We start from the raw sequence: 17,719 nt of genomic DNA, 5'->3' as shown, positions 1-17,719 counted from the left end.
CGTGCCCACGGCTTGCCCTTTTGCGTCCTCTCGCCTATAGCGCCGCGCTTCCGGTCAGGGTCATCCCTGGAGGCTTGGCCGGATGATGACACCAAACACACTCGGAGACTGACATGAGCGAACAATTGACGCTCGCAGCCGAGACGCGTGGACAGGTTGGCAAGGGAGCCTCCCGTTCGCTGCGTCGCGAAGGCCGCGTACCCGCCGTGATTTACGGCAACAAGCAAGACCCCGTCTCGATTCACCTCGAGGAAAAGGCGCTGATGCGCGCTTTGATGACCGGGCATTTCATGAATTCCACCGTGATCCTGGACGTTGCCGGCACGGCCGCGCTGACGCTGCCCAAGGATGTCGCGTTCGATCCGGTTACCGACCGGCCCGTGCATGTCGATTTCCTGCGCATCGGCGAACATTCGACCGTCACCGTGCAGGTACCGGTTCGCTTCATCGATGAAGAAACCTCGCCCGGCATCAAGCGTGGCGGCGTGCTCAACATTGTTCGCCACGAGCTTGAGCTGGTGTGCGACGCCTCGGTCATCCCTGATGATGTCGAGATTTCGCTCGCTGGGTTCGATGTGGGCGATTCGATCCATATTTCGAGCGTGACCCTGCCCAAGGGCAGCAAGGTGACCATCGAAGACCGCGATTTCACCATCGCGACGATCGTTGCCCCATCAGCGCTCAAGTCGAGCGAAGGCGAAGCTGCCGACGCCGCTGGCGCGTAATAGTGAGGGCCAAAGCCCCTCCCCTTCAGGGGAGGGGTTGGGGTGGGGCCTGTCATGAAGCACAGCGCTCGTTGACAGGCCCCACCCCGGCCAGTGCAGGGTGAACAGCACCCCGTGCTGTTCAGGCCATGCCGGGGGCATGGCCGACCCTCCGCTCCTGAAGGGGAGGGAGAAAGAGCAATGCAACTCTGGGCAGGCCTCGGCAATCCGGGCGCACAATATGCGTTTCACCGGCACAATGCCGGCTTCATGGCATTGGACGCCATTGCCGATTTCCATGATTTCGACGCGCCCAAAAAGCGTTTCCTGGGCTGGGCGATCGAGGCGCGGCTGGGCACTGAAAAGCTGCTGCTGCTGAAACCCGCCACCTTCATGAACGACAGCGGCCAATCGATTGGCGAGGCGATGCGTTTCTACAAGCTCGCGCCCGAAGACGTTACTGTCTTCTATGACGAGCTGGATCTCGCCCCGTTCAAGGTGAAGGTGCGGCAGGGCGGCGGCACCGCTGGCCATAACGGCATCCGATCGACCGTGGCGCATATCGGCGAGAATTTCCGCCGCGTCCGGTTGGGCATCGGCCATCCCGGCCACAAGGACAAAGTGACCGGCCATGTGCTGGGCAATTTCGCCAAGGCCGAGATGGACGATCTGGCAACGATGCTCGGCGCGGTCGCTGCCGAAGCGAAATGGCTGACCGAGGGGGACGATGTGCGTTTCATGAACGACGTCGCGCTCAGGCAGCAGCCATGAGCGTCCGCTCGCTCTTCGCCACGCGGCTGTACGAGGGCGCGTTGAAGAACCCGGCGCTAGTCGAGGATCTTGCCCGGTCGTGCCTGATGCTCGCTGAAGAAGACCGGGCGGGCGCTGCGTGGAGCAAGGACAAGGGCTATCGCGGCTATACCAGCTATGCGTCGCTCAACGACCTGCCGCGGCGCGATCCGGTGATTGGCGATCTGGTGAAGCTGCTCGACAAGCATGTCGCCGTCTTTGCCGAGGACTGCGCGTTCGATCTGGCCGGGCGCAAGCTGAAGCTCGACAGCCTGTGGGTGAATGTGATGAAGCCGGGCGCCGCGCATTCCGGGCACATCCACCCGCATTCGGTGGTGTCGGGCACGGTCTATGTCGCGGTGCCGCCGGGCGCGGGCGCGATCCGCTTCGAAGACCCCCGCCTCGCCCAAATGATGGCCGCCCCCACCCGCCGCGACGACGCGCCCGAGGATTTGCGGACGTTTATGTATGTCGAGCCGGTGCCGGGCGCAGTGCTGCTATGGGAAAGCTGGCTCAGGCATGAGGTGATGCCGCATGAGGGGACCAGCAAGTCCGGGGGCGAACGGATCAGCGTGAGTTTTAACTATCGTTGGTAGCGGCGCCCCGCGCGATCAGGCAGCGACCTCAGTGAACGACCGGATTTCGCGGTTCGCCTTGCGCAGCCGCTGCGACAGCTCTCGACCGATATTGCGGAGCAAGGCGGCGTGGACCGCCGGTGCGGTGAGCGACAGCGCATCAAGCCGATCAAGCGACAGGACATAGACCGACACATCGGTGTCGGCGATGATGTCTGCCGAGCGCGGGGCGCCATCGACCAGCGCCATCTCGCCAAAGGCAACGCCGGGATCAAGCGTCGTCAGCCGCACGCGGTGGCCATCGGCGGTGTTTAGGCTGACCGTCACGGTGCCACGCGCGAGGAAATAGAGATCGCTCGCCGGATCGCCTTCGCGCACAATATGGCTGCCGGCTGGCAGATCATGCTTTTCCAGCGCCGTCGCCAGCGCATCGAGCAGGCTATCGTCGAGCCCGCGCAACAGGTTCATCTCCGCAAGCGTCGCCTGTGGCTCGCCATCGGCTTGCGCATCCACTTTGGCGAGCACATCGTTTTCGGCCCATTCCAAAGCCTCATCGGCGTCGGCAAACACTGTCGTGAAATCCACACCCGCGCGCGCCATCGCTTCACCACAAGCCGAATCGCGCCACATCGCCAGCCGCACGATGCGACCGGCCTTGGCCTGCCCGGCCATGAGCTGGACGATCAGCAAGGCCGCCTGTGGCTCGACCATGTCCGCCCGCGACAGATCGAGGATCAGGTGGGATACGCTGTCCGGCAGTGCCGCCGACAGGCGACTAATCTGCTCGATCGCGGCAAAGTGAATCCGCCCGCGAAGCTCGACCACCTTGATGGCGGCGCCGTGGCGATCAAGCGCCCCGCGTTCGGTTTGCGACCGGGTCCGCTTCGAGCTGACCGTCGCCGCATCATAGCTGCGACGGATCGACGAGATGGCCCCTTCGGCGACATCGAACATGTTGAGCCCGAAGCGCTGCGACAGCGTTTCGCACACCTTGATGCCGCGATAGGAATTGCCGCGCTCGTCTAGCGGTGGCGAAAAGACGCCGATGCCCATCACCCCGGGCAGCACCGCGATGACGCCGCCGGCCACACCGCTCTTGGCCGGCAAACCGATGCGATATCCCCATTCGCCCGAATAATCATACATCCCGCAGAAGTTCATCACCGAGATGACGTTCTTCACATAGCCCGGATCAATCGCCTGCACGCCGGTCGCCGGGTTGAGCCCACCATTGGCGAGCGTTGCCGCCATGCGCGCCAGATCGCGCGCGGTGACGAGCATCGAACATTGCTGGAAATACAGATCGAGATGTTCGTCGATCGGCTCGACAAGCATGCCAAAATTGAGCTCAAGATGGGCAATGGCGCGATTGCGATGGCCGGTTGCCTTTTCGGAACCGAACACCGCTTCGTCCACCTCGACCGGGTGACCGATATAGCGTTCGAACATATCGCGCACCCGCTGCACGCGTGGCGCCAGCGACGGACCGGTAACGAGGCTGGAGGTGACGATGGCGCCTGCATTGACCATCGGGTTGAAGGGGCGATTGGCGCGCTGATCGAACACGATCGAGTTGAAGGCGTCGCCGCTTGGTTCGACGCCGACCCGGCGCAGCACTTCGTCCATGCCGTGATCTTCAAGCGCGAGCCCGAAGGCAAATGGCTTCGAAATCGACTGGATCGTGAAGGGCACATCCGAATCGCCGACCGCGTAGATCGATCCATCGACGGTGGCGATGACGATGCCGAACTGATCGGGATCGGCCTTGGCAAGTTCAGGGATGTAATCGGGAAGGTGGCCGCCTTTTTCCTTCTTGATCGAGGCATATAGCTCGGCGAGCACATCGTCGATCAGGCTGGCGCTGATCCCCTTTTTCGTCGGTGTGCGCCGCTTCTTGCGATCAGCCATATTCCCCTCCCCCCAAAGGATCGTACCACCGTGATAACGATGAGACGTTTCCGAAATAACGCCCTGTTGGCGCATTGCCTATGGGGCATTTCATCGGATGGCCGCCCATGGACTGGCATTTCGCCGCCCAACCGCCTATCGGGCCATCCACAGATTGGCTGACACCGGCCACCACCACCAAGGATCGTTCATGGGATTTCGTTGCGGTATCGTCGGGCTGCCTAATGTCGGCAAGTCCACCCTGTTCAACGCGCTGACCGAGACGGCGGCGGCGCAGGCGGCGAATTATCCTTTCTGCACGATCGAGCCCAATGTCGGCAATGTCGCGGTGCCCGATCCCCGGCTTGATCAGCTTGCGGCGATTGCCGGGTCGGCCAAGATCATCGAGACGCAATTGGGCTTTGTCGACATTGCCGGGCTGGTCCGCGGGGCGAGCAAGGGCGAGGGGCTGGGCAACCAATTCCTGGGCAATATCCGCGAAGTCGACGCGATCGTGCATGTCCTGCGCTGTTTCGAAAATGGCGATGTGACGCATGTCGAGGGCAAGGTTGATCCGATTGCCGACGCCGAAACGGTCGAAACCGAGCTGATGCTCTCTGACCTCGAATCCCTGGAAAAACGCGTCCCTGCCGCGCAGAAAAAGGCGATGCAGGGCGACAAGGAAGCCAAGGTTGCCGCCTCGGTGCTCGGCCAGGCGCTTGACCTGCTGCGCGAAGGCAAGCCCGCGCGGTTGACGGTGCCCAGGGACGAGGACGAGGCACGCGTGTTCGCGCAGGCGCAATTGCTGACGTCGAAGCCCGTGCTTTATGTCTGCAACGTCGATGAGGGCGATGCCGCGAACGGCAACGCGCTGTCCGCGCGCGTCTTCGAAAAGGCCAAGGCAGAGGGCGCGGAAGCCGTTGTCGTGTCAGCGGCGATTGAGGCCGAAATTGCGACGATGCCACCCGAGGATCGCGGCGAATTTCTGGCCGAGCTTGGCTTGCAGGAAACCGGCCTCGCCCGCGTCATCACCGCTGGCTACAAATTGCTCCATTTGCTGACCTTCTTCACCGTCGGCCCCAAAGAAGCCCGCGCCTGGACCGTAGAAGCGGGCGCCAAGGCCCCCAAGGCGGCAGGCGAAATCCACACCGATTTCGAAAAAGGCTTCATCCGCGCCGAGACAATCGCCTTTGCCGATTATGTCGCGCTGAAGGGCGAAAGCGGCGCGCGCGACGCGGGCAAGCTGCGGTCAGAGGGCAAGGAGTATGTGGTGCATGACGGCGACGTGATGCTGTTTCGGTTTAACGTCTGATCACGCCGCCGCCCGGGATCGTGCGCTAGGCAGCCTTGGCAGGCTCGGCCGGGAAGCGCTGGTCGAGCCAGCTTAGCCAGTCGGCCTGCAACGCCTTCAGATCGCGCGGCAGCTTGCCCTTGGGCTCCTTGTTGGCGAGCCACTCCGCCATTGTCTCGCCGCGCGCGAAAGCCTCGGCAATGCGGGCAAAGATTTGGCGGTTCCCCGTCCGATCAATCAGATATTGCGAGGCCACCGCTGATTGCAGGTAGAAACGGGCACCGCCCTCGGCGATCTTGCGTGCTTCCTCGCCCGTGAACACCATTGCCTTGAAACTGTCCTTCTTCAGGTCGCCACTAACCTGTTGCGATAGCAATTTGACCTGTTGATGCGCCGGATGCGTTTCGGAAAGGAAGTTGACAAGATCGACCGTCAATCTGGTGTTCTCATCAGCCTTTTGCGGGTCGGCGCGATAGGTGGCGTAACGCTGCCCGAACTGTTTCACCCGGTCGTTGAAGCTGACCGGTGCCTCCATCAGCACCGCTGACATCTCGTCGAGCCAGTCCGGGCTTGGTCCGCCATAATGCTTCTCTTCGCTCAGCGTCGATTTGGGCCAATAGCCCTGCCAGAACCAGTAATGGCCCAGCTCGTGTGAAACCGTTGCCAGCTCTGTCCGGGCAAGCCGCTCAGGGTTGGTTTGCTGCTCGACGGTTTTTTGCACAGCCGCATCGATTTCCTCTTGCGGGCGGCCGGTCATCCGGGCCGTCAGCCCGCGACGGATCGACTGCTCAACCTGCTCGCGGTACACTTTCGGTGAAATCCATGGCAGCACGACCGGGAACCCGGCCCTGCGCAGCGCGCCAACGCTTTCTGACGGCACGAGGGCATCGGGCCCCTCGGCAATGGCATAGCGTAGCGCCTGACGACCGAAATATTCCTTGAACCGGACGACGCCGGCGTCGGCCAGCTCGATTAGCCGCTGCGCCCGCGCGGTGTCACCCGCCAAGGCCACGCCGTTTGCGCTCTCGGCGCAGGCAAGCTGCGGCAATACCGTTTTGGCCTGCTGGCAGAGATTGGGGGATGGCGCATTGCCCCCCAGCGCCAGGGCGACGCTGCCCATCAACACGACAAACAGGCTTTTCGACATCGTCTTGCTTCTCCAAAATGCGGTGGCTTTACGCCGGATCTGACAGGGTGACGCGATGGTGCAGAGGAGATGTCCGGCGCCAGCGCGGCTCGCGACTACGGACGTAAACACGACTATGGTTGTGGTCAACATCATGGACGACGGGGGCTGGCAGCCGCCTACTATCTGGAGTATCGTCTCGTTGATGCTTCTTCGCCTAATTTTTATCCTGATTGCTCTTATACTTACGGCACCTGACTATGCGCGCGGCTGTCATTCACCCGTGGCGAAGCCCGCGGCGGTGGCGATGACTGGGCACCATTCAGCGCCGAAGCAGCACCATGACGCCCCCAACGCTGCATCGGAAATGTGCCTTGGCTGCATTCCGCCATCATCCTGGCGTGGGCCCAGCGTGGTGGCTTCGATTGCCCTACCGCAAATGCCGCGCGCGATCCTGATCCAGCCTTTCGTTGCCGGGCTGTCCGCGCCGCCCGCCTTGCCGCCGCCGCGACGGGGATGATCGACCGGGCATTTTTGCCCCGCTGCGATTACCCCTTTTTCGAAAGCGTTTCGACATGATCAGATCGAGTTTGCTCGCGGCAATCGCCGTGGGCGCGTTGCTGCCGTCGCTGGCGGCGGCGCAGACGATGCCGGCGATGCCCGGCCACGACCACAGCAACATGCATTCGCCGGCCAAGCCCGAACCGGCGAGCCCGGCTCCCGCCCGAACGGCAGAAGACCATTCTACGATGGGCCATGGTGCCATGGACCATGGCGCGATGGACCATGGCGCGATGGACCAAAGCAATATGAACCACGGGGCGATGTCTCACGACATGATGGCCCCCGACGGCTACGTCACCGGCTCCGGCACGTCGCGGTTGCCGGGGAATGAGGGAATGCACGGGTTGCATTTCAGTGCGGGCGACTGGGCGCTGATGGCGCATGGGTTTGCCTGGGGTGCCTATACCGATCAGGGCGGCCCACGTGGAGACAGTTCGGGGTTCGTGACGTCGATGGCGATGCTGACTGCAACACGGCCACTGGGCGACGGCGCACGACTTTCCTTGCGATCGATGCTCAGCCTTGAGCCGCTTTTGGGTCGGCGCGGCTACCCGAATCTGTTCGCGACCGGGGAAACCGCCGACGGCATTACCCCCTTGATCGATCGCCAGCACCCTCATGACCTGTTCATGGAACTCGCCGCGCGGATCGACGTCGATGCCGGGCCGGGCAGCGTTTTTCTTTATGCGGCGCCCGTTGGCGAACCGGCGATCGGACCGTCAGCCTTCATGATGCGCGCATCGGCACGGTACCAGTCATTGTCGCCGATCACACATCACTGGTTCGACAGTACCCACATCAGCTATGGCGTCGTCACCGCGGGCTATGCCGCACCCCGCTTCCAGATCGAGGCGTCGGCGTTTCGCGGGCGCGAGCCCGACCAGTTTCGCTGGGATTTTGAGGCCCCCCGGCTCGATTCATGGAGCGTGCGCGCAAGCTGGTCGCCGTCCCCGGCCTGGGCGATGCAAGTCAGCCACGGCTTTCTGAAAAGCCCTGAACAACTTGAGGCCGATCTGAACGAACGCCGGACCACGGCCAGCCTCCATTATGGTCGCGGCGGGCTGGCGACGACGCTCGCCTTCTCCGCCAAAGACAAGGGCCCTGGCCGGACGCTGACCGCCTGGCTGGCGGAGGCAAACTGGGACATTAGCCGCCACCATAGCATCTTTGGCCGTGTCGAAAATGTCGCCAATGACGAGCTATTCCCCGATCATAGCCATCCGCTCCATGACCAGCGATTTCGCGTGACCAAGGCGGAGGGCGGCTATGCCTATCGATTGAAGCTGACCGATGTCGTCAATCTGGCGCTGGGTGGATCGGTGGCGGGCTATGCCTATCCGGCGGCGCTGGTGGGCGACTATGGCAATGCACCGATCAGCTATACTTTGTTTGCCAAGCTGTCGCTTGGACAGTGACGGGGAAGGCGATGGGGAGAGTGTCACATGAATGACCCGGTAATGGGCCATGGCCGCATCATGCGTTTTACCACCCGCCTTTTCGCACTGTTCCTCGCCGCCGGGCTGCAGGCGTGCGTTACGCCGCCCGTGCAGGGGCCAAGGCCTGCGGCGACAGCTGCTGTCGAGGCCAAGGCGCCGGTCACCATCCTGGTATCGATCGACGGCTTCAAGCCCGATTATCTGACGCGCGGGGTGACGCCGAACCTGAATGCGCTGGCCGATGCCGGGATCAGCGCGGCGATGCGGCCGTCCTTTCCCAGCATCACCTTCCCCAATCACTATACGCTGGTTACCGGGCTGCGGCCTGATCGCAGCGGGGTGGTGGGGAACCGGATGGAGGATGGCGCCCGCCCGGGCCAGGTCTTCACCATGGCGACCGACGATCCGTTCTGGTGGACACAAGCCGAGCCGATCTGGGTGACGGCGGAGAAGGCAGGCATTCGCACCGCGACGATGTTCTGGCCCGGCTCCAATGTTGATTTTGGCGGGGTACGGCCCAGCGATTGGCAGCAATTTGCGCAGGCGGTGAGCAGTGGCCAGCGCGTGGATGGCATCATCGATTGGCTGCGGCGGCCAGCGGCGACCCGGCCCAAGTTTTTGACGCTCTATTTCGATGTGGTCGATTCGGCGGGGCATAAATATGGCCCGGACGACGCCAACACGACCAAGGTCGTGGGCGAGGTGGATCACCAAATCGGTCGGCTGCGCACTGAACTCGCCGCGCTTGGCCAGCCTGCCAATCTGGTGATTGTCGCCGATCACGGCATGGCGGCGATCAGTGCCGATCGGGTGATCCGGCTCGATCGCCTGCTGCCGGCGGGGAGCTTCACCTCGATCAGCGACGGCCCCTATGCCGGCATCACGCCCGTCGCGGGTCATGAGGACGCAGTCGCGAAACTGCTGCTCGCCCCCCGCGAGCATGTCAGCTGCTGGCGCAAAAGCGAGATCCCGGCACGGCTGCATTATGGCAGCAACCCGCGGGTGCCGCCCTTCATTTGCCTCGCCGAAACGGGCTGGCTGGCGCTGACCCGCGATCCGCCGGCGGATCATCCCCCCTCCGGCGGCGCGCATGGCTTTGATGTCGACGCGCCCGAGATGGCCGCGCTGTTCATCGCTAGCGGCCCCGCAGTCAAGCCGATGGGCAGGCTGGCGAGTTTCGACAATGTCGCCGTGGCGCCGCTGCTGCGTGACCTGATCCGCTTGCCGCCTGCGAGTGGTGGCGATGGCGACGATGCACCGTTTCGCGCGGCGCTGAAGCGCTAACCTCTTCGCTGGGCACGAACGGGCTTCGTTAAGCCGGGAAGAAAGTTGTTCGCGCGGAGACGCAGAGACGCAGAGGGGGTGGGCGCTGCCCATTGTCGCTTGGCAAAGCCAGGCCGGGATTCAGGTTGCCGCCGCGCGGGAGATCGCCAGATGATGCTCCTCCTCTGCGCCTCCGCGCCTCTGCGCGAACACCCATCTAGGACTGACCAGGCAGCTTCCCGCTGATCGCGGCGCCGCGCTTTCAAATCACTTGCCAAGCGGTTCCTGACGCAGGAAGCTGTCGCCATGATCTATTTTGAAGACATTGAGCCCGGCACCAAGACCAGCTTTGGCAGCTATCACGTCACCCATGAGGAGGTCGTCGAGTTCGCGTCCAAATATGATCCGCAGCCCTTCCACTTGTCAGACGAGGCGGCGGCGCAAACCCATTTCGGGCGATTATCGGCGAGTGGCTGGCACACTTGTGCGATGATGATGGCGATGCTGGTCGAAAATATGAAGAACACGCGACAGGCGGGGTTAGGATCGCCGGGGCAGGAGGAACTGCGCTGGCTGAAGCCCGTCTATCCCGGCGACACGCTGAGCGTGGAAACCGAGATTCTCGATAAGCGCCCCTCGCAGAGCCGACCAGAGATGGGGAGTTATCGCAGCCGGATCACCGTGCGCAATCAGCATGGCGACGCCGTCATGACGACGATTGCCATCGGGCTGATCAGAACCCGGACCGGCACCTGGGGATAAAAGCCGGTTTCAGTGCCCGCCAAAAGCGACGAGCGCGCTGACGTCAATCCCATCCGACCGCAGCGCATCGGCGCCGCCCAGATCGGGCAAATCAACAACGAATTGCGCCTGCGTCACCGATGCACCAGCCTTTTTGAGCAGCCGGATCGCCGCGCGTGCCGTGCCGCCGGTGGCGATCAGATCATCGACCAGCAACACACGCTGGCCGGGCACCAGCGCGTCTTCATGCATGGCGATCCGATCGGTGCCATATTCAAGCGCGTAATCCTCGGCAATCGTGGCACCGGGCAGCTTGCCGTCCTTGCGGATCAGCAGCACGCCAGCATTCAGCGGCACCGCCATTGCTGCGGCAAACAGGAACCCGCGCGCCTCAATGCCCGCCACCAGATCAACCGGACCATCGACCGCCGCGACCATACGCTCCACCGTCATCGCCAGGCCCTTGGGGTCAAGCAGCAGGGTGGTAATGTCGCGGAACATGATCCCCGGCTTTGGGAAGTCGGGGATCGTGCGGATCAACGCCGCCAGATCGTCGTTCACGGCAGCGGTGTCGCTCAATGCTTCACATTCCGCCAGACGGTGCGATACGACCCATAAGCCAGCAATGTCCCGATCAGCAGGAAGCCAAGCACGGCGAAGCCGGTTGAATGGCGCTGTTCGAGCTCAGGCTCTGCCGTCCAGACCAGGAATGCGGAAACATCCTTCGACATCTGGTCGAGCGTGTTCTTGGTCCCATCGGCATAGGTAACGGAACCATCGGCCAGCGGCGCCGGCATCGCGATGTTGAGGTTCGCGAAATACGGGTTGTAATACAGGCCATCGGGCGTCTTCGCGTCGGGGAAATGCTTCAGCAAGGCCGCAGGCTGCTCGCTATAGCCGGTCAGCAGCGAGTAGATATAGGCCGCGCCGCCATGACGCGCCTTGGTGATCAGCGAAAGATCGGGCGGCACACCCTGGCCAGGGTAATACACCGTCGGAAACTTATCAGCGGGCACGTTGTCGCGCTCAGTCCGGTCGCCGGTCTTGGGGTCCAGAACCTGTTGCTTTGCGCCCCAATCGGCAGCGAATTTCTTCACCTGCGCTTCGCTATAGCCCAGCTTGGTCAGATCGCGGAACGCGACCCGGCCGAGCGAGTGACAGGCCGAGCAAACTTCCTTGTAGACCTGAAGGCCGCGCTGCAGCTGGGCGCGATCAAACTTGCCCATCGGACCATCGCTGGCAAAGGCGACTTCCTTGTGCGGCCGGAGAAACTCTTCGGTCACGGTCGGCTTGGCCGGATCGGTGATCAGGCTGTTGACGCTACCGAACAGCCCCAGCAGCAAAACGCCGACAAAGCCAAGGCCAACGATGAAGGAGATGATGCGAACCATTGGTTTGGATGCCCTTTATTCGGCCGGAACTGCGGTGCCGAAGCTGCCGCCCGTAGCTTTAGCGTGCTTGCCCAACACCGATTCAGTGATCGAATTCGGCAGCGGGCGCGGACGCTCCGTCGCGGAAATGATCGGTAGGATGATCAGGAAATGCGCGAAATAATAGGCAGCCGCGACCTGGCCGATCACGATGTTGCGACCGTTCGCTTCGGCGCCGCCGATATAGCCCAGCACCAGCACGTCGATCAGCAAGATGACGAGGAAGAAGCGATAGGTCGGACGGTAATTTGCCGAGCGCACTGGCGACGAATCCAGCCAGGGCAGGAAAAACAGCAGCAGGATGGAACCGAACATCGCGAGCACGCCCCACAGCTTGGCTGGCAGGATAAGATCAACGGTGAACGATTTCAGGATCGCGTAGAAAGGCAGGAAATACCATTCCGGCACGATGTGCGCTGGCGTCGACAGCGGATTGGCCGGGATATAGTTATCCGGATGGCCAAGCGCGTTGGGCATGAAGAAAATGAACGCAGCGAAGATCGTCAGGAAAACGCCCAGCCCGAAACCATCCTTGGCGGTATAATAAGGATGGAAAGGCACGGTATCCTGCTCGCCCTTCACGTCCACACCAGTCGGGTTGTTCGAGCCCGGAATGTGCAGCGCCCAGACGTGCAGGATGATGACACCCAGCGTCACGAACGGCAGCAGATAGTGAAGCGAGAAGAAACGGTTCAGCGTGGCATCGTCCGGGGTGTATCCCCCCAACAGCCAGATGCGGATCGATTCACCCACCACCGGGATTGCCGAGAAGAAGCCAGTGATCACCTGCGCGCCCCAGAAGCTCATCTGGCCCCAGGGAAGCACATAGCCCATGAATGCGGTGGCCATCATCAACAGGAAGATCACGACACCCAGCAGCCAGATCATCTCGCGCGGCGCCTTATACGATCCGTAATATAGCCCGCGAGCGATGTGGATATAGACCACGGCCAGGAACATCGACGCGCCATTGGCGTGGGCGTAGCGGATCATCCAGCCCGAATTCACGTCACGCATGATGTGTTCGACGGAATTGAACGCAATCTCACCATTCGCGGCGAAATGCATTGCCAGCACGATGCCGGTGACGATCTGCAGCACCAGTGCGACCCCGGCGAGAACGCCGAAATTCCAAAAATAGTTGAGGTTGCGCGGCACCGGATAACCGGCGCCAACCGCGTTATAGACAAAACGCGGCAGCGGCAGGCGTTGGTCGATCCACTTGGTGAGGCCGGACTTCGGCTCGTAATGATTTGCCCAGGGGAAGCTCATGATGCTGACCTCAACCGACGGTTACAGTGGTGTCTGATGTGAACGTATAGTCCGGCACAAGCAGGTTTGTCGGTGCCGGGCCTTTGCGGATGCGCGCGGCGGTATCATAGACCGACCCATGACAGGGGCAGAAATAGCCGCCAAACTCACCCTTGATCTCGCCCTCACCCGCGCCGAGCGGCACGCACCCCAGATGGGTACACACGCCCAAGGTGATCAGCCAGTTCTTGTGGCCTTCCTTGGTGCGCTGCGCCAGCGTTTCAGGGTCGCGCAGCGTCGAAACCGAGACTTTGTCGGCCTCAGTGATCTCTTCCGGGGTCAGGTTACGCACAAACAAAGGCTGTTTGCGGAACGATGTCTTTACCGCCTGGCCGGGCAGGATCTGCGACAGATCAATATCGGTCGACGACTGGGCGAGCACGTCTGCCGACGGGTTCATCTGGTTGACCAGCGGAACCAGGACCGAAACGACGCCGACGCCGCCAAAGGAAAGCGCCGCGATGCTCAAAAAATCGCGGCGGCGCGGTTCGCCGTCGTGCGTTGCATCATGTGCGCCGCCTGCTGGGATCGCTTCGTTTGCCGTTGCCATTCGGTTAGCCCTTGCGCGTTGAAACTGATGTGGCGCGCGACCGGCAAGGCCGTGCCCCAAAAACCGGTGTTTGATGCCGATCGAATCGCGGCCTGATAGACAAAGCGTCACGGATTTGCCAACAGCATTTTATGTCTCCGGATCGACATGGTCCAAAGCACTAAGGTGCCCGAATAGCGTTGCCCCCTTCCCCCGCCTTCCCCCAGTCCAGTGATCCGCCCCCGCTAAGGCTTGCGCTTTACCAACCAGAGATCGCCGGCAATGTCGGTGCAATCCTGCGGACGGCGGCATGTTTCGATGTGCCGGTCGATCTGATTGAGCCGCTGGGTTTTGCGTTTTCGGATCGCTCGCTGGCGCGGGCCGGCATGGATTATGCCGCAACCGTCGCCATTAAGCGCCATGTCGATTGGGCGGCATTTACCGCATCCATCACCGGTCGCATCGTCCTGTTCACCACCAAAGGCGCCGCGCGATTACCCGCGACCAGCTTCTTGCCGGGCGACACCTTGCTATTTGGCGCGGAAAGCGCGGGCGTACCGGACTTTGTCCACGACTGTGCCGATGTTCGCGTGCGGATTCCCTTGCGGCCTGGGCTTCGCTCGCTCAACATCGGTGCCTCGGCAGCGATCGGGATGGCGGAGGCACTGCGCCAGCTTGAGGCCTGGCCGTCAAGCGAGGGGGGATGAAATGGACCGATTCTCGGGACAACGGATGAGCGGCGCGGCCTTCACCGATCGCTCGCTCGTGGAGGCGCAGTTCGATGACGTCAATCTGGCCGCTGCGCGATTTGTAAATGTGAATCTGTCCGGTGCGCGGCTGGAGAACGTCAACCTATCGGGCTTGACGATCGATAATGCCAACATCAAGGGGATGGGCATCTTTGGCTATGACGTCGAGGCCTGGGTCCGTGAGCAGCTCGCCAAAGACGGCTGCCACAGTGATTGAGACGCACGCTCGAACACGATTTTGCAACGAAATTAGGTGACGTAATGGCTCCGCTCGACGAACAGCAATCCACCGCCCGATCCTGGTTTGAACATCTGCGCGACCTGATCTGCGCCGAATTCGTCGCGATTGAGCGCGAAGCGGGATCGGACGCCGATTTCGAGTATCTCAGCTGGGATCGGACTGACCCTTCTGGCGAGCCCGGCGGCGGCGGTGTGCGCGGCGTGATGAAGGGCAAGGTGTTTGAGAAGGTTGGCGTCAACGTCTCCACCGTTGGCGGCACGTTTGAAGGCGAGTTCGCCAAATCAATCCACGGTGCCGCCGAAGATCCTGGCTTTTTCGCCACCGGGATCAGCCTGGTCGCGCACATGGCCAATCCGCATGTGCCTGCGGTGCATATGAACACCCGCTTCCTTGTCACGACCAAGCGCTGGTTCGGCGGTGGCGCGGATTTGAACCCGCCAATCCCTTATGACGAAGACACCGCCGATTTCCACGCGACGCTAAAGGCGCATTGCGACCCCCATGGTGCCGATTATTATGATCGGTTCAAGAAATGGGCCGATGACTATTTCTATATCCCGCATCGCCAATGCCATCGCGGCGTGGGCGGCATTTTCGCTGATCATGTTGAAGGCGATTTCGACGCCAATTTCGAATTCATCAAGGATATCGGGCGCGCCTTCCTTGACAGCTATCCCCGAATCGTCCGGCGGCGGATGCATAGCCCCTTCACTGAAGCTGATATGGCGCAGATGCTCACCTGGCGTGGGCGCTATGCCGAATTCAATCTGGTTTATGATCGCGGCACGCTGTTCGGGCTGAAGACCGGGGGCAATATCGATGCGATTTTGATGAGCCTGCCGCCGCTCGCAACCTGGGCCTGACGGCGGGCGGGCCGCCATGGCCGTGATCCCGATTGCTGCAGGTGAGATCGCCACGATCGTCACCACATTGGAACAGCGCGTGCGGCCGCGCCCGGTGCCGCTGACCGAATCGCCGCTGCGGCTGGTGCGGTGGCAGCGGCCCGATCTTGATAAATATCGGGCGCTGTTCCGGCGCGTCGGCGCGCCCTGGCTCTGGTATTCGCGGTTGGCGATGCCAGACAGCGCGCTGGCAGGATTGATCCGCCGGGACCAGACCCAGGTGCATGCCGTGATCGATCGCGCCGGCATCGAAGTAGGGCTGCTTGAATTCACCCATGTTGCGCCGGATTGGTGCGCGCTCGACTTTTTTGGGCTGGTGCCAGAGCTTACCGGCAAAGGCCATGGCCGCTGGCTGATGACGATTGGCCTGATGATGATGTGGCGCCCGACCGTGACGTTCGTACGGGTGAACACCTGCACGCTTGATCATCCTCGCGCGCTTGGTTTCTACCGTGCCGCCGGATTTGTTCCGGTCAGCCAGACGATCGAAACCTTCCCCGACCCGCGCATGCTGGGCCTGATCGATCGCTCAGCCGCGCCTCATGTGCCGCTATTGGCCGCGAGCTGACGATAGATCGCGATCCGCATCAGGATCGTGGCGAGCGCGACGATGGAGGCGAGGACCGCCGCGAGCGAATCGACGATCGTGACCATGACAGGATTGGCCGCGCCCACCGCCCGCATCGCGATATCGATTGACTGAAACGGCGCTGGCAAAATCTGCCCAGCCAACAGCCCCAGTCCAGTCAGGCCAGCGAGCATCAAGCCATTGCGCCGGGTGAGCGCGATGCTGCGCATGATTGCCGACGTCGCCGTCAAAGATTTTTCGCGCACCAAAGCGGGCGCGATCAATGATGTTCGACCGAGGATATAGAGCCCCGGGAGGACGAAAACGAATATACCCAACGAGGCCGGCAGCAGGATGAGCAGCGCGGCGAGCACATAGCGCGGCAACAGCCGCACCGCCCGTTGCAAGGCTGCACGCAGATCGACGCAGGCCGAATCAAGCAAGAATGTGCATATCGCCAACGACCCGTAAAGCGAGGCAAGCGACGCGACCAGAAACCAGCGCGCATTATCGACGATCCAATTGGCGAAAATCGCGGCATCGGCCTGGATCTGGGCATCGCTTGCCGCCGAATCGGGCCAAGGCGGTGCCGCCGGGACGAGCAGCAACAGAGCCAGCGTTGGCAGGAAGATGAAGAGGCCAGCAACCGCCACCAATGCCTCGGTGTGGCGACGGAACAAGCTCCAGGCGTCGGCAAAGGCGCCCGGTACATTGATTTTCATGAGTGGCCAGTTGCTTCCTGCGTCCGGTCGCGTGCCGCGATGAACAGCTTGCCGATAAACGCCGCCTGCAGCACTGAAAATGCGGTACCAACGGCGCCGACCGCGACCGACGTGACGATCGCGGCAAAGCTGCCCGCTGCATTGCCACCGGCGACCAGCCCCAGCACCCCGCCAAACACCGTCTTGGCCGCGAGCGCCGCGACCGCGCTGACGATAAAATACAGCACCAGGACGCCGACGATCTTGAGCGCCAGACCGCGCGTCAACTGCCAGGACCGCGCGAGCGCACCAAAGCCGCGCCGTTCATCAACCAGGGCCGGCAACGCAAGCACGAAGCGGGCACTGATCCAAATCGTGCCAATAATCCAGAGCAGCGAATAGCCAGCAATTGCCCAACCAATGCCGCCTGGCATGCCCGACAATGCCTGCCCGATCGCTGCTTGATCATTGGTTGCAAACACTTTCATGTCGATGCCAGCAGCCGCGACCAGCCCGATCAGCGGCAAGAGCCCCAGCAACACCAAAGCCAGCACGGCAAGCGACGTTAGCAGCGCCAACAGCAACTGCGCGGCGGCACTGCGCACGCCATCGCCAGCGGTCCGGGCGGCATCCACCGCCATTGCGATGATGGCCAGTTCTCCGAAAATCGAAACAATCGCCAGCACAAGGCTGGCCACACTGATGCCAAGCTGCATGCCGGGATTATTTGCCCCCAACGGCGCAATCGCATCGTTGATCGACGCCGGCAGGAAGAGCGCAGCGATCGCGATCGGCGTCACGGCGGCAATATTGTCCCCCAGAAACTCGGTCGCGCGATCCCAGACCGTTCCCATATTGACCGAATTCAAGCTACCTACTCCCGCCTAGCGCCAATGATGGCCGTTGTTAGAC

General features: G+C 62.2%; 19 protein-coding genes. 11 read left to right on the top strand and 8 right to left on the bottom strand.

Annotation, left to right across the window (positions count from 1 at the left end):
- Positions 1-113: 113 nt before the first annotated feature.
- The 3 genes from B7Y43_RS08430 to B7Y43_RS08420 all read left to right on the top strand — a co-directional run bounded on the left by B7Y43_RS08430 (position 114) and on the right by B7Y43_RS08420 (position 2,089).
- Positions 114-725 (top strand): 50S ribosomal protein L25/general stress protein Ctc, encoded by a 612-nt coding sequence (locus tag B7Y43_RS08430; RefSeq protein ID WP_374131192.1) that lies wholly within the window; start codon positions 114-116, stop codon positions 723-725.
- A 180-nt stretch (positions 726-905) separates the two neighbouring features.
- Complete coding sequence (gene pth / locus B7Y43_RS08425; RefSeq protein ID WP_374131191.1) at positions 906-1,475, top strand: aminoacyl-tRNA hydrolase; 570 nt, start codon at positions 906-908, stop codon at positions 1,473-1,475.
- Positions 1,472-2,089, top strand: coding sequence for a TIGR02466 family protein (locus B7Y43_RS08420; protein ID WP_374131190.1), 618 nt, complete (start codon positions 1,472-1,474; stop codon positions 2,087-2,089). Before pth ends, B7Y43_RS08420 begins: the two co-directional genes overlap by 4 nt.
- 15 nt (positions 2,090-2,104) lie before the next feature.
- Here B7Y43_RS08420 and glsA read toward each other — a convergent pair whose 3' ends face one another.
- Positions 2,105-3,976 (bottom strand): glutaminase A, encoded by a 1,872-nt coding sequence (gene glsA, locus B7Y43_RS08415; protein WP_374131189.1) that lies wholly within the window; start codon positions 3,974-3,976, stop codon positions 2,105-2,107.
- 190 nt (positions 3,977-4,166) lie between these two features.
- Here glsA and ychF point away from each other — a divergent pair, with 190 nt between their 5' ends.
- Positions 4,167-5,267, top strand: coding sequence for a redox-regulated ATPase YchF (ychF, locus tag B7Y43_RS08410; RefSeq protein ID WP_374131188.1), 1,101 nt, complete (start codon positions 4,167-4,169; stop codon positions 5,265-5,267).
- 25 nt (positions 5,268-5,292) lie between these two features.
- On the opposite strand, the gene B7Y43_RS08405 is transcribed toward ychF, so the two are convergent.
- Positions 5,293-6,393: a hypothetical protein gene (locus tag B7Y43_RS08405; protein WP_374131187.1), complete on the bottom strand. Its 1,101-nt coding sequence runs from the start codon at positions 6,391-6,393 to the stop codon at positions 5,293-5,295.
- A 554-nt stretch (positions 6,394-6,947) separates the two neighbouring features.
- On the opposite strand from B7Y43_RS08405, the gene B7Y43_RS08400 reads away from it, so the two are divergent.
- The 3 genes from B7Y43_RS08400 (at position 6,948) to B7Y43_RS08390 (ending at position 10,397) form a co-directional block, all read left to right on the top strand.
- Positions 6,948-8,351 (top strand): hypothetical protein, encoded by a 1,404-nt coding sequence (locus B7Y43_RS08400; protein WP_374131186.1) that lies wholly within the window; start codon positions 6,948-6,950, stop codon positions 8,349-8,351.
- Positions 8,352-8,411: 60 nt separating this feature from the next.
- Positions 8,412-9,656, top strand: a complete 1,245-nt coding sequence (locus B7Y43_RS08395; RefSeq protein WP_374131296.1) for a nucleotide pyrophosphatase/phosphodiesterase family protein — start codon at positions 8,412-8,414, stop codon at positions 9,654-9,656.
- Positions 9,657-9,941: 285 nt separating this feature from the next.
- Positions 9,942-10,397 carry a MaoC family dehydratase gene (locus B7Y43_RS08390; RefSeq protein ID WP_374131185.1) on the top strand — a complete coding sequence of 152 codons (456 nt, stop codon included), beginning with the start codon at positions 9,942-9,944 and terminating at the stop codon, positions 10,395-10,397.
- A gap of 9 nt (positions 10,398-10,406) precedes the next feature.
- On the opposite strand, the gene B7Y43_RS08385 is transcribed toward B7Y43_RS08390, so the two are convergent.
- Genes B7Y43_RS08385 through petA form a run of 4 tightly spaced genes read right to left on the bottom strand, consistent with a single transcriptional unit; the run spans position 10,407 to position 13,667 of the window.
- On the bottom strand, positions 10,407-10,937 hold the full coding sequence (locus tag B7Y43_RS08385; RefSeq protein WP_374131295.1) for a purine phosphoribosyltransferase family protein: 531 nt from the start codon (positions 10,935-10,937) through the stop codon (positions 10,407-10,409).
- Between the two features lie 14 nt (positions 10,938-10,951).
- Positions 10,952-11,767, bottom strand: coding sequence for a cytochrome c1 (locus tag B7Y43_RS08380; protein WP_374131184.1), 816 nt, complete (start codon positions 11,765-11,767; stop codon positions 10,952-10,954).
- Between the two features lie 15 nt (positions 11,768-11,782).
- A complete protein-coding gene (locus B7Y43_RS08375) occupies positions 11,783-13,078 on the bottom strand; it encodes a cytochrome bc complex cytochrome b subunit (protein WP_374131183.1) in 1,296 nt (431 codons plus the stop codon).
- A gap of 10 nt (positions 13,079-13,088) precedes the next feature.
- Entirely contained in the window at positions 13,089-13,667 is a 579-nt protein-coding gene (petA, locus tag B7Y43_RS08370) for a ubiquinol-cytochrome c reductase iron-sulfur subunit (RefSeq protein WP_374131182.1), read from the bottom strand.
- A 179-nt stretch (positions 13,668-13,846) separates the two neighbouring features.
- On the opposite strand from petA, the gene B7Y43_RS08365 reads away from it, so the two are divergent.
- Genes B7Y43_RS08365 through B7Y43_RS08350 form a run of 4 tightly spaced genes read left to right on the top strand, consistent with a single transcriptional unit; the run spans position 13,847 to position 16,106 of the window.
- Positions 13,847-14,353 carry a tRNA (cytidine(34)-2'-O)-methyltransferase gene (locus B7Y43_RS08365; protein WP_374131181.1) on the top strand — a complete coding sequence of 169 codons (507 nt, stop codon included), beginning with the start codon at positions 13,847-13,849 and terminating at the stop codon, positions 14,351-14,353.
- 1 nt (position 14,354) lies between these two features.
- A complete protein-coding gene (locus B7Y43_RS08360) occupies positions 14,355-14,612 on the top strand; it encodes a pentapeptide repeat-containing protein (protein ID WP_374131180.1) in 258 nt (85 codons plus the stop codon).
- Between the two features lie 44 nt (positions 14,613-14,656).
- Entirely contained in the window at positions 14,657-15,499 is an 843-nt protein-coding gene (gene hemF, locus B7Y43_RS08355) for an oxygen-dependent coproporphyrinogen-III oxidase (RefSeq protein ID WP_374131179.1), read from the top strand.
- A 16-nt stretch (positions 15,500-15,515) separates the two neighbouring features.
- Entirely contained in the window at positions 15,516-16,106 is a 591-nt protein-coding gene (locus B7Y43_RS08350; RefSeq protein ID WP_374131178.1) for an N-acetyltransferase, read from the top strand.
- Here the strand turns inward: B7Y43_RS08350 and B7Y43_RS08345 are convergent.
- Both B7Y43_RS08345 and B7Y43_RS08340 read right to left on the bottom strand, forming a co-directional pair.
- The gene (locus B7Y43_RS08345; RefSeq protein WP_374131177.1) at positions 16,079-16,828 is read right to left on the bottom strand and encodes a hypothetical protein; all 750 of its coding nucleotides are present in this window, start codon (positions 16,826-16,828) and stop codon (positions 16,079-16,081) included. The two genes, B7Y43_RS08350 and B7Y43_RS08345, sit on opposite strands and share 28 nt — an antisense overlap.
- Complete coding sequence (locus B7Y43_RS08340; protein WP_374131176.1) at positions 16,825-17,676, bottom strand: hypothetical protein; 852 nt, start codon at positions 17,674-17,676, stop codon at positions 16,825-16,827. Before B7Y43_RS08340 ends, B7Y43_RS08345 begins: the two co-directional genes overlap by 4 nt.
- Positions 17,677-17,719 lie beyond the last annotated feature (43 nt).

Source organism: Sphingomonas sp. 28-62-20, assembly GCF_002281505.1.
This window is presented reverse-complemented; position numbering and strand designations above follow the sequence as displayed.

What these genes read in the sequence shown, in the direction of transcription:
- B7Y43_RS08420 (WP_374131190.1), top strand. Translation starts at nt 1,472, where the DNA reads ATGAGCGTCCGCTCGCTCTTCGCCACGCGGCTGTACGAGGGCGCGTTG.
- B7Y43_RS08405 (WP_374131187.1), bottom strand. Translation starts at nt 6,393, where the DNA reads ATGTCGAAAAGCCTGTTTGTCGTGTTGATGGGCAGCGTCGCCCTGGCG.
- ychF (WP_374131188.1), top strand. Translation starts at nt 4,167, where the DNA reads ATGGGATTTCGTTGCGGTATCGTCGGGCTGCCTAATGTCGGCAAGTCC.
- B7Y43_RS08350 (WP_374131178.1), top strand. Translation starts at nt 15,516, where the DNA reads ATGGCCGTGATCCCGATTGCTGCAGGTGAGATCGCCACGATCGTCACC.
- B7Y43_RS08400 (WP_374131186.1), top strand. Translation starts at nt 6,948, where the DNA reads ATGATCAGATCGAGTTTGCTCGCGGCAATCGCCGTGGGCGCGTTGCTG.
- B7Y43_RS08360 (WP_374131180.1), top strand. Translation starts at nt 14,355, where the DNA reads ATGGACCGATTCTCGGGACAACGGATGAGCGGCGCGGCCTTCACCGAT.
- hemF (WP_374131179.1), top strand. Translation starts at nt 14,657, where the DNA reads ATGGCTCCGCTCGACGAACAGCAATCCACCGCCCGATCCTGGTTTGAA.
- pth (WP_374131191.1), top strand. Translation starts at nt 906, where the DNA reads ATGCAACTCTGGGCAGGCCTCGGCAATCCGGGCGCACAATATGCGTTT.
- petA (WP_374131182.1), bottom strand. Translation starts at nt 13,667, where the DNA reads ATGGCAACGGCAAACGAAGCGATCCCAGCAGGCGGCGCACATGATGCA.
- glsA (WP_374131189.1), bottom strand. Translation starts at nt 3,976, where the DNA reads ATGGCTGATCGCAAGAAGCGGCGCACACCGACGAAAAAGGGGATCAGC.
- B7Y43_RS08375 (WP_374131183.1), bottom strand. Translation starts at nt 13,078, where the DNA reads ATGAGCTTCCCCTGGGCAAATCATTACGAGCCGAAGTCCGGCCTCACC.
- B7Y43_RS08390 (WP_374131185.1), top strand. Translation starts at nt 9,942, where the DNA reads ATGATCTATTTTGAAGACATTGAGCCCGGCACCAAGACCAGCTTTGGC.
- B7Y43_RS08430 (WP_374131192.1), top strand. Translation starts at nt 114, where the DNA reads ATGAGCGAACAATTGACGCTCGCAGCCGAGACGCGTGGACAGGTTGGC.
- B7Y43_RS08380 (WP_374131184.1), bottom strand. Translation starts at nt 11,767, where the DNA reads ATGGTTCGCATCATCTCCTTCATCGTTGGCCTTGGCTTTGTCGGCGTT.
- B7Y43_RS08395 (WP_374131296.1), top strand. Translation starts at nt 8,412, where the DNA reads ATGCGTTTTACCACCCGCCTTTTCGCACTGTTCCTCGCCGCCGGGCTG.
- B7Y43_RS08345 (WP_374131177.1), bottom strand. Translation starts at nt 16,828, where the DNA reads ATGAAAATCAATGTACCGGGCGCCTTTGCCGACGCCTGGAGCTTGTTC.